Here is a 15,841-nt window from a genome sequence, read left to right as displayed (position 1 = left end):
ACAGAAGGAGGTCACAGTATGTATACATGCCAGAAGGCAGATGAATATATAGAAAAGAACAGAGTAGACAGAGCAGACAAGCCGGAGTTCCATCTTACAACTCCGGTGGGCTGGTTAAACGACCCTAATGGATTTTCCATATATGGAGGAAAGGCACATTTGTTTTATCAGTTCCATCCATACAGCACGGAGTGGGGACCTATGCACTGGGGACATTCCACCTCAGATGATTTTATAAGATGGGAGGAGCTTCCAACAGCACTGGCACCTGACTCGGATTATGATGCATTTGGCTGCTTTTCAGGAACTGCAATAGAGAATGACGGGAAGCATGTATTGTTCTATACAGGAGTTGTTGAGGAAAAAATGGCTGATGGAACTAAGAATGTTATACAAAACCAGTGTATGGCTGTAGGTGATGGAATTAGTTATGAAAAAATATCCAGCAATCCTGTTGTTGATGGGAAGATCATGCCGGAGGAATGCAGCCGTGCTGATTTCAGAGATCCGAAGGTCTGGAAGGACGCGGACGGCAGGTACTATATGCTGGCTGGAAACCGGACATATAATGGAATCCCTCAGGTTGTACTGTTCTCTTCAGATGATATGTACAACTGGAAATTTGAATCAGTATTTGCAAAGGATGAAACAGGCAGATTTGGCGCAGTATGGGAGTGCCCAGACTATTTTGAGATGGATGGACATAAGGTGCTTATAGTATCCCCACAGGACATGTCAGCAGATGGAGAGTTTCACAATGGAAATAACGTGGTATTCTTCACAGGCGATGTGGATGAAGAGAAACATATTTTCAAGTATGAAAAAGCGGTATCTGTGGACAGTGGATTTGATTTTTATGCACCACAGACTATAAGAACACCTGATGGACGAAGAGTGATGATTGGCTGGATGCAGTCTTGGGACAGCGTAAATACGCTGCCACGTGGACAGAAGTGGGCATGTATGATGGCAGTTCCAAGAGAACTAATGATCTCTGACGGCAAGCTGATTCAGACTCCGGTCAGAGAGCTTTGTGGATACAGGCAGAACAAGCTGGTAGTTAATGATACTTTGCGTGGTGAGAAGACATATGAAGGCATTAACGGCAGAGTTATCGATATGACAGTTGATATAAAGAAAGCTGAATGCGGACATTTTACAATGCACTTTGCAAAGAATGAGATTCATGAAACCAATGTCAGCTATACCCCGGGAGCACAAATGCTTGAGATAGACAGAACATTTGCGGGATGGATACGTGATACAAACTGTGTGCGCAAGGTCAAAATCAAGAATGGCAATGGACTTTCAAAAATGAGAATAGTGATGGATTGGAATTCCATAGAGATATTTGTAAATGATGGAGAACAAGTGCTGTCTACAGTTATATATACACCGCGCAATGCTCAGGATATTGTATTTGAAACTGACGGATGTGTGGAACTTGAGGTGGAGAAATACGATCTGAACATATAGGTCATATGCTCTGATTGACACAGAGGGTGATCGAATACCAGCTTGCAAAGATTAGAAAAACATCTGATTTTGCAGACTGGTATTTTGTTTATTTATCCAGCAAATATGCTGACTACATGTAAATGCGCAATGTCATAAATTTAAGCGTATTGAAAAAAAGTTAAGCTCTGTTATTCAATGCAGTTATGTTATAGTTATAGTGAAAACACTGCTGAAAAGTGTGGTAGTGCATAAGTGCGGGGGCCTAAAAACGACTACTGTACTTATTAGGACTAAAACATCAGTAAATGTTGGGAAAACAAAGGAGAAATTGCATGAAAGTTCATAATTATAAAATAAAAAATAACTTTGAGCAGGCAGAGGGTGCAACTTGTGAAACGTGCAGAAAAATAACATTGAACGGAATAGGTCTGCTTTCCGGAGCACAGCTTAAGTATATAGCGTTCATTTCAATGCTCATAGATCATACGAATAAGACATTGCTGTATCCGTATCTGGATGGTGGAATAATATCGGCTGTAAGTGATGTATTTGATGTCCTGGGGCGGATAGCTTTCCCGATATTCATATATATGTTGGTGGAAGGATATTTTCATACGAGAAACAAGTGGAAGTATCTTGGAATGCTGCTTATATTTGGCGTGATATCTGAGATCCCTTATGACATGTTCTCCAGTGGCGTATTCTTTGAATGGAATGCAAATAATATTATGTTTACATTGGCGATGGTGCTGGCAATGATATGGATCATTGATGTGCTGAGGAAAAAAATGGAGAAGCTTCCCAAGGCAGTATGGTTTATAGCAACGATACCGATAGTTGCCATAGTGTGTCTTATATCGATGAATCTTGCGGTTGATTATGACTACCACGCCATACTTATAGGATATTTCCTGTATATATTTCATGAAAAGTCCGCAATTGCAATACCGTTCTGCTACCTGGCGATGTTCAAGGAACCGTGGGCACTGTTGGGGTTTGGACTGACTTTGACATACAATGGCAAGCGCGGCAGGCAGAATAAGCTGGTGAATTACCTGTTCTATCCAGTGCATATGCTGATACTCGGTATTATAAGGATGTGTCTTGGGCTGTGATAGATGAGAAGGAGCACGGAGGTATTATGGAAATTGACAAAGAGCTTATGACAAAGATATATGACCTCAGGCGCAGGCTTCACAGCATTCCTGAGGCTTCGATGCATGAGATGCGGACTAAGGCGGTGCTCATGTCGTTTCTCAGGGAGAATACTGACCTTGAGATCGTGGATAGAGGTGCTTGGTTTTATGCGGTGCTGAAATCTTCTGATGACAGAATAGGGGATGAAGAAAGAACACCGATCGCGTTCAGGGCAGACATGGATGCAGTGTGTGGGCAGGATGGAAAGCCGGGACATTACTGCGGGCATGATGGACATAGCAGTATATTATGTGGGGCTGCGGCCTGGCTGTCCCGTGCAATGGAAAAATGCGGAAATACGCACAGGGACGTCTATTTCATTTTCCAGCCCGGCGAGGAGATAGGTGCTGGGGCAAGGCTGTGCAGAGATCTTATAATTGAGAAGAATATAGGTGAGATTTATGGACTTCATAACATACCGGGATATCCGAGAAATCATGTGCTGACGATAGATGGAACATTTGCATGCGCATCAACGGGGCTTGAGATACATATGATAGGGACAGCCAGCCATGCGGCATATCCTGAGGCGGGAAAGAATCCGGGGCCTGCGCTTGCCAGGCTGCTGCTGGAGATAGAGAAGCTTACTGAGGAGTACAACCGCAGCAGGGAATTTGTCAGGATGACGCTCATCGGAATGGATATTGGAAGTGCCAATTACGGTGTGGCTGCATCAGAAGGAACGCTGCGCATGACGGTGAGGGCTGAGAGAGAAAAGGTATTTGCCGTGTATGTGGATGAGATAAAGCAGATTGCACAAAATACTGCGGACGATGGGGGCTTCACCCTTGATATACAGGAGATAGAGCGGTTCCCGGCAACGGAAAATCATGCTGTGAATGTGGACAAACTTAGAAAATGTGCTGCTGACCAGAATATTGTGGTTACAGAACTTGCTGAGCCGATGAGGTGGTCGGAGGACTTCGGATACTATCTGCAGGAGACAAAGGGAGCATTCTTCGGCGTAGGCGATGGTGAGGATCATGCCCAGCTCCATACGGCGGGATTCGAGTTCCCGGATGAGATCATAGAGACAGCAGTTAAGATGTTTGTGGGGCTGGCATTGATGTAGTGCATGTAAGAGATAGTAAGTTATTTTATGTTCAAAAATGGGGTAAAGACGTATGAAGATAAAATATGACAGGCGCGTAATGCGTATAATTCTGATCACCGCGGTGGTGGTATCTGTTCCTACACTTGCAGGAATGATCTGTGGTGTGTTTTTTGATGATATTGTCAGTACATTTTGCGATGTTATGATGGTGATCAGCGTTATTACATTTTGCCCTATGGTTGGTTTGTGGCTTGCCTACCTAGACGCATGGCTGTACCTGAGAGAACTGATCAAGGCCGGATATGAGGTTCCAGATGACAGAAGGAAATATAATTGTGTGCTGGAAAATCTGCCGAGAGAACGAGAAGATTATTGCATCGTTGATGGAAGGGACAGGGATAGCGTGATATCAGCATGTATCACGGCTGCATGTGCACTTTGTTTTGCAGTGGTGGTCATAAAGTATTATGTAGGGTGGTGGCGCTGGCTCCCCGGAGTGTCGCTTCCTGGAATATGCCTGTGTATTGTTGTTGTATTCTGGGTGGCTGGGGCAGTTGTATATTATAGACAGTCTGACAATAGAAGATATAGAGGAAGGCTTGAACCAGTCGATGACAGAAAGATAAGAACCTATCTGTTTAAGAAGATAATGACTGTACTTTTGGCTGGCTTTGTATCCGTGATTTTTGATCTGGCTATGTTTTCTGCGGCTGGTTACATGGCCAAAGCGCAGGTGGAGGCGGATGTTGAGAAGGTGAGATACGAGGTCGCTGGTATCAGCGATGTATCTAGTGACGGTCAAGATGGAACATACCAGCCAGGAGAGATAGACACGGACAAGCTGGGCATAGATTTTCGGATGAAAGACGGACATCTTGAATGGCAGTCAGAGCACGGGCAGATGAAGCTTACGTATGTATATACATGGAAATATGGGAAAACGGAAAGAAGGATTATCAGATGATACTGTGGAAACTTCCGAACTCAGGCATAAAAATACTCTTATTGAACAAAATAAATATAGAATGTGTTGCAGAATATTCTGAGGTTTTGCATAGCATGTCCTGAAGAGTGATGGATTATTGTGTGTGGAGGTTCGACATGACAAAAGCGGCAAAGATATATCTGGTGGTTCTCATATGGCTGTCAGCACTGGTGCAGCTGGCGGTACTTCTGATCTAGAATTTATTAACTGTTATCTGAATAGCGATTCGGATTTGATGGATTCAGTAAAATGTGACTGCCTCTTGAGTCATTCCGGAATTGTTCAGAATTAAATAACAGGTAACGACCTGTTTTGTTAAAGAATTAAATGAAAATATATATCATTACCAATGATTATATGTTAGAATAAATCGACTTTGTTTCAAATTGCAGGGATGCAGCCGCGAATATGCGGAATGTTTGGAGACAGGGTCGATTTTTCTGCATAAAATGCAGGATGATCTTCGTGGATTTTGGGAAAAATAGGAAGTCTGTTAGCTATTTTACCCTGGATATCGTGCCTTAAAATGTATCTCGACATGGAGAGGCAGGTGGATAGGGCTACTAACCGTGATCCATGCCATCACCCGGTATCATAAAGGGGTTTTTTCTTAACATGTTTTTGATTCCCCGACAGTATGAGGGCAAGATAAAGTTGTGCTCATGCGAGGAGAGCTATCAGATAGGCTTTTCGTTATTTGCTCCCCGGGCTGGTGAGATATACAGCAGTGATACATGGAGCGTGGATTTGTTGTCCGCTGACGGCGGGGCGGTCGCTCTTGTCGTCCATTTGGAATGGCAGATGACAAATGCGCTTTGTTGGGGCACTGTAAGTAAGTGACGGAGTATGTCACGATACTTAAGGAGGAAATAAATGGAAAAAAACAACAATAATTCCAACAATATCATTGAATTGAAAAACATTGTCAAGACCTATGACAATGGATTCACAGCAGTTGACGGCTTTAACCTCGAAGTGAAGAGAGGCGAGTTCGTCACGTTCTTAGGCCCTTCAGGCTGCGGAAAAACCACGACACTTAGAATGATAGCAGGATTCGAGATTCCTACTTCAGGAGAGATATTACTGAATGGACAGGATATCAGCAAGCTTCCACCAAATAAGAGACCTATCAACACGGTCTTTCAGAGGTATGCGCTGTTCCCACATCTGAATATCTTTGACAACATAGCATTTGGCCTCAAGCTCAAGAAGCTTCCTAAGGCAGAGATCGTGAAGAAGGTCAAGAAGGTCCTTGAGATGGTTGACCTTGAGGGCTTTGAGGACAGAAAAGTTGCCACGCTTTCGGGTGGACAGCAGCAGAGAATAGCTATAGCGAGAGCCCTTGTCAATGAGCCAGAGATACTTCTTCTGGATGAGCCTCTTGGCGCACTGGATCTCAAGATGAGAAAAGAGATGCAGATAGAGCTCAAGGGAATGCATGACAGGCTGGGAATCACTTTTATATATGTAACACATGACCAGGAAGAATCACTCACCATGTCAGACAAGATAGTTGTCATGAGCGAGGGTGAGATACAGCAGATAGGAACTCCTGAAGATATATATAATGAGCCAAAGAATGCATTTGTTGCGGATTTCATAGGCGAGAGTAACATCTTCAACGGAATTATGACGGGCAAGTTAAAGGTAAGATTCTGTGGTGCAGAATTTGTCTGTCTGGATGACGTGGAGATTGGAACAAAGGTGGACGCCGTAGTAAGACCCGAGGATGTGATGATCACTACACCTGAACAGGGCGCTGTAAAGGGAGTTGTGACATCTGTTGTGTTCAAGGGTGTGCACTATGAGATCACCGTTGAGTCCGGAAGGAATGAGATAGTTATTCAGACCACAAAGTCCGCCAAGGTTGGAGATAAGGTTGGCCTCAATGTTGAACCTGATGGAATACACATCATGATATCGGAGACTGCAATCAACAAGATTGAGAGCTCAGTCAATAGAAATTATGCCCTCGGCGTATTTGACGGTAAGGTATCATGCGACCTCACGGAGATCGTCCCGGGTTCAGCCATGAAGGATGGCGTGCTGGTGGATGCAAATGGTGAGGCGATAGACCGTGAGAAGATCAAGGTAATAGTATCTATACTTCCAGAGGATATCGACATGAGTGATGACGAGGAAGCTGGTATAATCTGCGGACATATCATCAATCTTATATATAAGGGAGACCACTACAGCTATGTGGTGAGAACTGACAATGAGGAGGACTTTATCGTGGATGACGAGTACCTGTGGAACATGGAGGACAGAGTCAGCCTGATAATTCCAGAGGATAAGATGAAGTTTTCACTTAAGAAATAGATGGAGGGATGAACATGAACGGCTTACGTTTTTCAAGAAAACAGCTGGGCATCCCATACGCATTATTTCTCATATGCTTTGTAGTTGCACCACTGTTTGTAATTATTTATTATGCCTTCACCAACGGCGAGGGCAGGTTTACATTTGACAATCTGACGGGATTCTTTACCAGCCCGAACACCATAGGTACTCTGGCATACAGCTTTTTGCTTGCCATAGTGACTACTCTGGTGTGTCTGCTGCTGGCATATCCGATCGCATATATACTTGCGAGAAGTGAGATGAAAAGGAAATCGGTAATTGTCATGATGTTCGTGCTCCCGATGTGGATCAACTTCACACTGAGGATCACAGCACTCAAGGAGGTACTCACGGTTATAGAGGGCAATCTGGCATTCCACCCGTTTCTCAATTCGGTTATAGGAATGACATATGATTTCCTGCCATTTATGATACTTCCTATATACACAACCATATTGAAGCTTGACGGCAGCCTTATGGAGGCCGCTGTGGATCTTGGGGCAAATAGCTTCCAGACATTTGTCAAGGTCACACTTCCGCTCACCGTTCCGGGAATCGTCAGCGGAATAGTTATGGTATTTTTGCCATCTATGACTAACTATGTTGTGCTTGACATGCTTTACAACAGCACATACATCATGGGTAGTCTGATAGGAAGCTACTTCTCAGCATATAACTGGAACGGCGGTTCCATGATAGCACTCGTCCTTCTTGTGATAATACTTGTATTCACACTTGTGACAAACAAGTACACGGATGACGACGGCGGAAGCAGAGGAGGTGCGTTGTTATAATGAAGAAATGGTCTAAGATTATATTTATATGCATTATGCTTCTTCTCATATATATGCCTATATTGATACTGGCTGTTTACAGCTTTACAACATCGGCAAATATCGGAAGCATTCACGGATGGTCGCTTCACAATTATGTGACTTTGTTCACCAAGGACGAGCTGAGGTCAATGATCGTTGGAACTGTGCTTCTGGCTGCAGGTTCAGCACTGATAGCAACCATACTCGGAACACTCGGTGCCATAGGTGCTTTTTATTCAAAAAAATGGGCTTCAGCATCGATAAATGCCATGAATGAGGTGCCTGTTGTAAATGCAGATGTTGTGACAGGTTTCTCTATATGTATACTGCTCATAGTTGCATTTGGCATGAGCAAGGACAGCTATGTTCCACTTGTCATCGGCCATGTGGTTTTGTCGGCACCTTTCGTATATCTGTCAGTGGTGCCAAAGCTCAAGCAGATGGACAGCAGTCTGTATGAGGCTGCGTTAGATCTGGGAGCTACACCTTTCCAGGGACTCACAAAGGTAGTGATACCTCAGATACTTCCGGGTATTATTTCGGGATTTGCTCTGGCTGTTACATTGTCACTGGATGATTACTTCATCGCGACATACACCAAGCCTGCGACATTTGACACCATAAGTACTTACGTTGTAAATGCGACAAAAGGTTCACAGACTGAGATCAAGACAGCCCTGTGGGCGCTCTCAACAGTCATATTTGCACTGGTTGTCATAATCGTTGTGGCTATGAATGTGGCCGGAAGAAAGAAGGAGGTGGAGCGATGATAAGACATATATGTTTTGGACGTTCGATTTCCAGAAAGCTGGCGGCAGCAGTCATGGCTGTTTCATTGCTTGCCGGACAGATGCTGCCGGTAATGGCAGCGGAGGATACAGGAGATGCTGCTTCTGTCAAGAGTGACGGCGCATCTGCTACTGAAAAAGAGGTCACTCTCAGGGTGTGCAGCTGGGAAGAGTACATTGACGAGGGTGGTTGGGATGAAGACGAAGCCCTGGAACTGGACAATGGAACAACTATATTTGGTGAGAATTCCATGGTGGAGGATTTCGAGAACTGGTATTACGAGAATTATGGTGTGAAGGTGAATGTTCAGTATTCGTGCTTCGGCACCAATGAGGATCTCTATAATATGCTGACTCTCGGCGATGTGTATGATCTTGTATGTCCTTCGGAGTACATGATCATGAAGCTTATGTCTGAGAACAAGCTTGAGCCTTTGTCCGATGACTTTTTCGATGAGAACAACGACAAGAATTATTATATAAATGGTGTGTCGCCATACATCAGAGATACATTTGAGACGCATGAGATAAATGGAGAGACCTGGAGCAAATATGCAGCTGGCTTCATGTTTGGAATTACGGGAATTCTGTACAATCCGGCGAAGATGACTGCTGATGAGGCGGGAACATGGACAGTCCTCAACAACCCTAAGTTTGCAAAACAGATCACCATAAAAGACAATGTCAGAGATTCCTACTTCGCCGCAGTCGGAGCACTGCAGAGGGACAAGCTGATGGACACTGAATTCAGGGCTCAGGATGATTACTCAGAGCAGCTCAAGGATATTATGAACGATGTCAGTCCTGAGACTATAGCAAAGTCACAGGATCTTCTTCAGGACATAAAGGATAATGTGTATTCATTTGAGACTGACAGCGGTAAGGCAGACATGATAACAGGAAAGGTTGTTGCGAATTACCAGTGGTCAGGAGATGCAGTTTATGCCATGGATCAGGCTGAGGAGGATGGTGTGAAGCTTGACTTTGCGGTCCCTGAGGAGTGCACAAATCTGTACTTTGACGGATGGGTTATGCTGAAGAATGGAATAGATGGTGACGCTGACAGAAAGCAGGCGGCCGAGGCGTTTATCAACTTCGTGTCAAGACCTGACAATGCAGTCCGCAACATGTATTACATTGGTTATACCTCAGTCATAGCAGGTGGGGATGACGATACGGTATATTCTTATCTGGATTACACTTATGGTGCAGAGGATGACGAGGAGGATGTTGTTGATTATCCACTTGGATATTTCTTCACAGGGGACAACTCAGATCCTGACTACGTGCTCAGAGCTCCTGCGGAACAGGTCGACAGACAGCTTGGGGCTCAGTATCCGTCACAGGACGCCATAGAGAGAAGTGCGGTCATGGAGTATTTCGATGAGGATGCCACCAAGGATATCAACCAGATGTGGATCAACATCAGATGCTACAATATCAAAGATGTGCCGACATGGGCATGGTTTATTGTGGCAGCGGTGATCGGTGCACTGGCCGTAGTGATCGTATATCATAAAAGGTCAAAGAAATTTTATCTTGGGAAATAGAATAATATAAAATAAACGGCTGCCCTGATGGTGTGTGGTTTTCAATAATAGAAAATCATATGCCATCGAGGCAGCCGTTTTAGTTTATGTGAGCGGCGAGGGAAAGGTTGTGTTGTTTCTGTGGTATTACAGCATCGAATAACCATAGCTGTTGACAATGGCTTCTATCTTCTTGCCGGCCTTACACATAGGGCACTCGTCAACGGAATAAGAAGCATAGTCGTCGATATCCTTCTTGCTGAACAGAGAGTGAACCTCGTGGCCTGCAACCTCGTCTGTAGCTGAGAAGATAGCTGATATTCCTGAGATGCTTCCACCGTAGTATTCAATACATTCGATGCTCTGCTTGATTGTCTTGCCGGTGGTTGCCGATGCAAGGAGAAGGAGAACGTTCTTGTTCTTGATCATTGGCTGAAGGTTATCACGGAATATGAGCTGGCCTGAAGAATGAACCTCAGGTGTCATGATGTATATGGTCTGGTGCTGGTTCATGGACACGATACCGTTCTCTGTGAGGGCATTTGCAAGGTAAGCACCGATAACCTCTGTTCCGTCCATGCAGACGATGGTGTCAACGATCGTTGTTGCAACATACTCTGTAGCCATGGATTTGGCAGCAGCGAGAGCCATCTTTCTTCTGCTTTTGATGGTTGTCATATCGATGTATCTGTTGATGTGGGAATGGTTAGTTGCAAAATGTCCGTCAACTACCTTGATGTCCAGTGCATTATTATAAGACGATGTGATCTTGGTTGTCATGTTTTCCATAGTTTAAATTCTCCTTTTCTATTATTATGTTGTCTGTAAATAAAACAGTAATTTCCTAGACTATTTCCAGCACGGTGTTGACCAGCAGGTCATCCTGTTTTGGATTCATAAAACAGAATCTTATGTATTTGTTGTCAAGTCCGCCTATATCAGCACAGCTTCGTATATAAAGACCTTTTGGCATGCAGTAATCCACCACATCACCCGCGGAAATAGCATCCCTCAGGATACGGATCAGTATGAAGTTGGCGGCCGGTTTGTACAGCTTGATCGACTTGTGGGTGGACAGTGCCGAGTACACAAGGTTGCGCTCGGTTCTGATGAGCTCTCTTGATTCGGCAATGTATTTTTCGTCGGTGAACATGGCGACCCCGGCGGCCTCCACAAGCTTGCCTATCGCAAATGGCAGTCCGGTGATCTCAAGTGTTTTCTTGAGAACAGGATTCGATGTGATCATATATGCCAGCCTGAGTCCGGGAACTGCAAAAAATTTCGTTGTGTTTCGCAGCACGATAACATTCTCGTATTCCGATGTGAGAGGAATGGCAGAATTACTCTCCAGATCATCAACAAAATCCATGTATTCCTCGTCAACGACCATGGTTATGTTATTGCCATCGCATATCTTGGCTATAAATTCCAAAGACTCTGCATCGATTATCTGTGATGTTGTACCATTAGGATTCGATATAAATATAATATCGATGTCCTCTGACAACTTCGATATAAAATCTGCGATATCGAGGGTGAAATCCTCCTCCTCAGGTGTGGAGTAGTAGATTATCTCACAGCCGTTCATAGAGAGCAGCTTTTCGTAATTCTGTGCTCCAGGTGTTATCAGGATAGCTTTCTTAGGCGAGGTAAATTCGCACAGTATCTTGACAAATTCATAGGAGCTACCGCCGACGATTATGTCGTCTGTCTTTGCTCCGGAGTATGCGGATATGGCTTCCTTTAATTTCTTTGTGTTGTGATCAGGGTATACTGATAACTGACTCATGTTGTCCGCAATAGCTTTAGTAACAGATTCGGGAACTCCCAGTGGATTCATGTTAAGATCTGCACGAACAGTTTCGACCTGACTGAGGAGATTCTCTGTTTTTAGATTGATAACCCCATTTTTCATAAAAAAACCCCTTTTTCAGTTGTTTTAAGTTATTTTTCTGTATATATTGTTTAAAAAGAGACAATATTTTGTTATAATCTGAATATATGTCTTTTTGTCAATTATACCGATTGGAAGCTTCAAATACAACCACTATGAGTGATTTTTGACAAAAAGACAATAGAAATAGATACAGGAGACCAGACGATGAAGGGAATAGTTGAACAGTATGCTCGTGGTGAGTTTAAGGTTGACAGACCAGCGGTAGCCATATCAGTCAGCAAGATAGAATTGAATATCGAGGCGGGAACTGTGTATGATGGAGAGTTTACAGTGGATTCTTCAAACAGTTGTGCAGTGAAACTGATGGTATACGACAGCCGCTATATACTGGATTTCAAGAGTCACACATTTGTGGGCAGGAAGAACAGAGTCAGCTATTCATTTGACGCCCGAGGAATCGAGCAAGGCAAATCCTTCAAGGGTCATATAAATATAATCACTGATGGGGGAGAGTTTATCATCCCTTATCATATAGCTATAGTCGCTCCATATATTCAGGTCGAGGGTAAGAAGCTCGAGGATCTGTTCCAGTTTGCAGCATATGCAGAGGAGAACTGGGAGAATGCCATAAGGATATTCGGAAGCGAGGATTTTGTGCGCACTTTTATAGGCAGGGATGAAAAGCTTCAGAGGGTGTATGACACACTGGGAATGTCACTGTCCATAGGACAGGCCATGGAGGAATTCCTTGTGTATACACACAAGAAGAGGGCACTCACACTGTCCGTGGCTCAGAACGATCTGCTGGTTGAGATGCCATCCGAATTGGTCAGGGCATCGGTTACGATCACCAAGAACACCTGGGGCTACACGAATACCAAGATAGCATCGGACTGCGATTTCCTTATACCGGAGACCAGCGTGCTGAAGTGGAACAGCTTCGATGGCAACACATTTGACCTCAGTTTCCTCATAGATCCGCAGAAGATCCACGACGGGGAGTCATCGGGTTACATTTATATATGGAACACTTATCAGAATATGAGAATACAGGTGAGCATCAGAAAGCCTGAGGTCATCAAGATGACTCCAAAGAGCAGGCAGACGAGATTCACCATCAAGAGGGCGGAGGAGGCTCTGATCCGTGCATATATTGACTTCAGAACGGACAAGATCGATCTGAAGAAGTACATAGCGGAGACCAGGGATGCCCTGAACACCCTTATAAAATACAGACCGGAGTATGGCATGTACAGGCTGGGACTGCTCCATATGCAGATCCTGGAGGGACACACGGAATTTGTCGAGCAGGAATTTCTGAGAATAGATGCGGATGCCAATTTCACAAGCATGGAGGACATGGAGAAGTGTTATCTCAGTTACCTGAAGTCGCTTCTGCGCAGGGAGAAGTTCATCATAGACAGAACTGCTGCCATGGTCAGAGAAAGATTTGAGGCAAATGACAAGAACAGGCTGTTCTATTTCTGGATACTGTTATTTGTGGATGTGAATTATACAGAGGACAAATGGGTTCTCTACGAGGATATACAGAAGCTGTTTAACTCAGGTGTAAACAGTCCGGTAATATACTTTGAGATATGCGACATGTTCAACAAGCAGCCTCTCATGATGAAGAAGATCGCACCGCTTGAGATCGCAGCCCTCAGATGGGGCATGAGAAATGAATTTGTCTCAGAGGATGTCATCGTGGAGTTTGTCAAGACTGCTTCGAGACAGAAGGATTTTGATGAGCAGGCATTTAAGATGCTTGAGCAGATATACGATATGAGGCATGACAGGACGACTCTGGATGCCATTTGTGGAATACTGATCAAGAATAAGATGTACGATCCGTGTTATCACAGATATTACAGTGACGCATCGGACAAGGATCTCAAGTATGTTGGTCTGAATGAATGCTTTATCAGGAGCATGGACAAAAACCACTACGATGAGATACCGGAGGCTATACTCAGATATTTCAGTTACAAGAACGTTTTGACGGACGAGGAGCTGGCATATATATATGCAAATGTCATCATGAACAAGGAGAACCAGAAGTCGGTGTACAGGGATTTTGTCCCTGCCATTGAGCGTTTCATGGAGAAGATGATACTTCAGGGAAATGTGAGCGATGACCTGACAGTCATATACGATGAATTCCTTGATCCTGATACGGTGAAACCGGAATTTGCCACAAAGCTCATCAACATAATATTCAAGAGAAAGTTCGTGTGTGATAATGAGAATATAACACACATACTGGTATCCCACAGTGAGCTTGGCGGAGAGGTCAAGGTTCCGGTGGTTAATGGTGAGGCATATGTAGAGATAATATCGCCGTCTGCCATAGTCACACTTCTGGATGACAACGGCGGCAGATATGTGAGCACCGTACAGTACAGAATGGAGAGAATTGTAGACGAGAGGAGCTATCTGGACATTTGTCACGAGTACAGTCCAAGGGATTACAGATACCTGTTGTTCCTCTACAACGATATAGATATATTTACACACAGGGATGCAAAGGAGATAAATCTTGCCAGAGATATCGCACTCTGCCCTGAGGTGAGCTACAGGGTGAGACAGGAAGCGCTTACCCATATGGTTGAGTATTATCATGAGAATTTCGATGCGGACATTCTCGGAAAATATTTGTCCAAGATAGATCTGGATTACGTGGATCCTTCATATGCTTCCAGGATAAATACATATTATATAGCTCTGGATATGTATGAGAATGCATTTGAGGGAATGTACAGATTTGGCTATGTGGATGTGGATATAGATGAACTGATCAAGATAGCCGAGTTTGGAATCGATGACAAGAGATACGATGAGAGCAGGCTGCTCATATCCATATGCGTGTATATATACAGGAGAGGGTACGCCGGACAGAAGATACTGTCATATCTCATCAACAATTACAACGGATCACTCGAGGAGATGGCAAATCTCTTCAAGTCGGTCAATTCAAATTACAGAAATATTGATATGCTGTCTGAGAACATACTCGCACAGATGATGTTCGCGGACGGATATATAGAGTCCATATACGATATATTTGAGGTGTACTATCGCGGCCGCAGCCGAGGCATGGTGGTGAAAGCTTTCCTCAGATATTGCGCGCACCAGTATTTTATAAAGGATCAGAAGATCCCTTCATATATAATGGAGGATCTGTACAAGGAGATCGCCAAGGGCAATATAAAGGACGAGATATCCAGAATGAGCCTGCTGTATTATTTTAGCAACCGAAGTGGACGATACACTGAGGAGCAGCAGGAATGGATCAAGGCAAATGTAAAACAGTTTATAGAATACAGCAAGATACTTCCGTTTTTCAGAAAATTTGAGTCGATCGTAAAGCTGCCAGGGGATATGAGATTCAAGACATATGTCATATTCAAGGGTGAAAGCGGAAAGCAGGTATGGGTCAGCTACAGCTTTGGACAGGAGAGCAGCAGTATGGCAAACTACAAATCCGAGAGGATGAATGAGATAATTCCGGGAGTGTATGTTAAGGAAGTTGTCGTATTCCACGGAGAGTCGCTTGTCTACTCCATCGATGGAGTGGTTGGAACTTCAGTCGTGGTTGAGAGCGACATACTCAAAAATGAGACATTCCATAAGGATGGAAGCAGCAGCTTTGAACTTATCAATAGCATGCTGGTTAGCCAGGAGACAAGAAATGACCATGAGCTCATACAGGCAATGGACACATATCTGTACAACAGCCATTTCTTCGACGCCAATTTGATGTTGCTTTAACTTT

At 44.1% G+C, this 15,841-nt stretch carries 12 protein-coding genes; 10 read left to right on the top strand and 2 right to left on the bottom strand.

Annotated elements, in window-relative coordinates; translation table 11 throughout:
* Nucleotides 1-18 precede the first annotated feature (18 nt).
* The 9 genes from ABUA31_RS11725 (at nucleotide 19) to ABUA31_RS11685 (ending at nucleotide 10,190) form a co-directional block, all read left to right on the top strand.
* The gene (locus tag ABUA31_RS11725) at nucleotides 19-1,476 is read left to right on the top strand and encodes a glycoside hydrolase family 32 protein (protein WP_349093377.1); all 1,458 of its coding nucleotides are present in this window, start codon (nucleotides 19-21) and stop codon (nucleotides 1,474-1,476) included.
* A 314-nt stretch (nucleotides 1,477-1,790) separates the two neighbouring features.
* The gene (locus tag ABUA31_RS11720; protein WP_015534268.1) at nucleotides 1,791-2,573 is read left to right on the top strand and encodes a TraX family protein; all 783 of its coding nucleotides are present in this window, start codon (nucleotides 1,791-1,793) and stop codon (nucleotides 2,571-2,573) included.
* A gap of 26 nt (nucleotides 2,574-2,599) precedes the next feature.
* Nucleotides 2,600-3,727 carry a M20 metallopeptidase family protein gene (locus ABUA31_RS11715; RefSeq protein WP_349093376.1) on the top strand — a complete coding sequence of 376 codons (1,128 nt, stop codon included), beginning with the start codon at nucleotides 2,600-2,602 and terminating at the stop codon, nucleotides 3,725-3,727.
* Between the two features lie 52 nt (nucleotides 3,728-3,779).
* Nucleotides 3,780-4,673 carry a hypothetical protein gene (locus ABUA31_RS11710; protein ID WP_055271938.1) on the top strand — a complete coding sequence of 298 codons (894 nt, stop codon included), beginning with the start codon at nucleotides 3,780-3,782 and terminating at the stop codon, nucleotides 4,671-4,673.
* Nucleotides 4,674-5,309: 636 nt separating this feature from the next.
* Complete coding sequence (locus ABUA31_RS11705) at nucleotides 5,310-5,534, top strand: hypothetical protein (RefSeq protein ID WP_015534264.1); 225 nt, start codon at nucleotides 5,310-5,312, stop codon at nucleotides 5,532-5,534.
* A gap of 33 nt (nucleotides 5,535-5,567) precedes the next feature.
* Complete coding sequence (locus ABUA31_RS11700; RefSeq protein ID WP_349818701.1) at nucleotides 5,568-7,016, top strand: polyamine ABC transporter ATP-binding protein; 1,449 nt, start codon at nucleotides 5,568-5,570, stop codon at nucleotides 7,014-7,016.
* A 14-nt stretch (nucleotides 7,017-7,030) separates the two neighbouring features.
* Nucleotides 7,031-7,831, top strand: a complete 801-nt coding sequence (locus ABUA31_RS11695) for an ABC transporter permease (RefSeq protein WP_015534262.1) — start codon at nucleotides 7,031-7,033, stop codon at nucleotides 7,829-7,831.
* The gene (locus tag ABUA31_RS11690; protein ID WP_117549709.1) at nucleotides 7,831-8,622 is read left to right on the top strand and encodes an ABC transporter permease; all 792 of its coding nucleotides are present in this window, start codon (nucleotides 7,831-7,833) and stop codon (nucleotides 8,620-8,622) included. Before ABUA31_RS11695 ends, ABUA31_RS11690 begins: the two co-directional genes overlap by 1 nt.
* Nucleotides 8,619-10,190: an extracellular solute-binding protein gene (locus tag ABUA31_RS11685; protein ID WP_349818702.1), complete on the top strand. Its 1,572-nt coding sequence runs from the start codon at nucleotides 8,619-8,621 to the stop codon at nucleotides 10,188-10,190. The genes ABUA31_RS11690 and ABUA31_RS11685 overlap by 4 nt, the downstream gene beginning before the upstream one ends.
* 126 nt (nucleotides 10,191-10,316) lie before the next feature.
* On the opposite strand, the gene ABUA31_RS11680 is transcribed toward ABUA31_RS11685, so the two are convergent.
* Nucleotides 10,317-10,958 carry a phosphoribosyltransferase gene (locus ABUA31_RS11680; protein WP_022217543.1) on the bottom strand — a complete coding sequence of 214 codons (642 nt, stop codon included), beginning with the start codon at nucleotides 10,956-10,958 and terminating at the stop codon, nucleotides 10,317-10,319.
* Nucleotides 10,959-11,013: 55 nt separating this feature from the next.
* Entirely contained in the window at nucleotides 11,014-12,084 is a 1,071-nt protein-coding gene (locus ABUA31_RS11675; RefSeq protein WP_022217544.1) for a pyridoxal phosphate-dependent aminotransferase, read from the bottom strand.
* Between the two features lie 186 nt (nucleotides 12,085-12,270).
* Between ABUA31_RS11675 and ABUA31_RS11670 the strand changes: the two genes are divergently transcribed.
* Nucleotides 12,271-15,837 (top strand): DUF5717 family protein, encoded by a 3,567-nt coding sequence (locus tag ABUA31_RS11670; protein WP_349818703.1) that lies wholly within the window; start codon nucleotides 12,271-12,273, stop codon nucleotides 15,835-15,837.
* The last annotated feature ends 4 nt before the right edge of the window (nucleotides 15,838-15,841 follow it).

Origin of the sequence: Coprococcus sp. RTP31081st1_H1_RTP31081_211007, assembly GCF_040227275.1 — a bacterium.
Lineage (GTDB): Bacteria > Bacillota > Clostridia > Lachnospirales > Lachnospiraceae > Coprococcus > Coprococcus aceti.
This window is presented reverse-complemented; position numbering and strand designations above follow the sequence as displayed.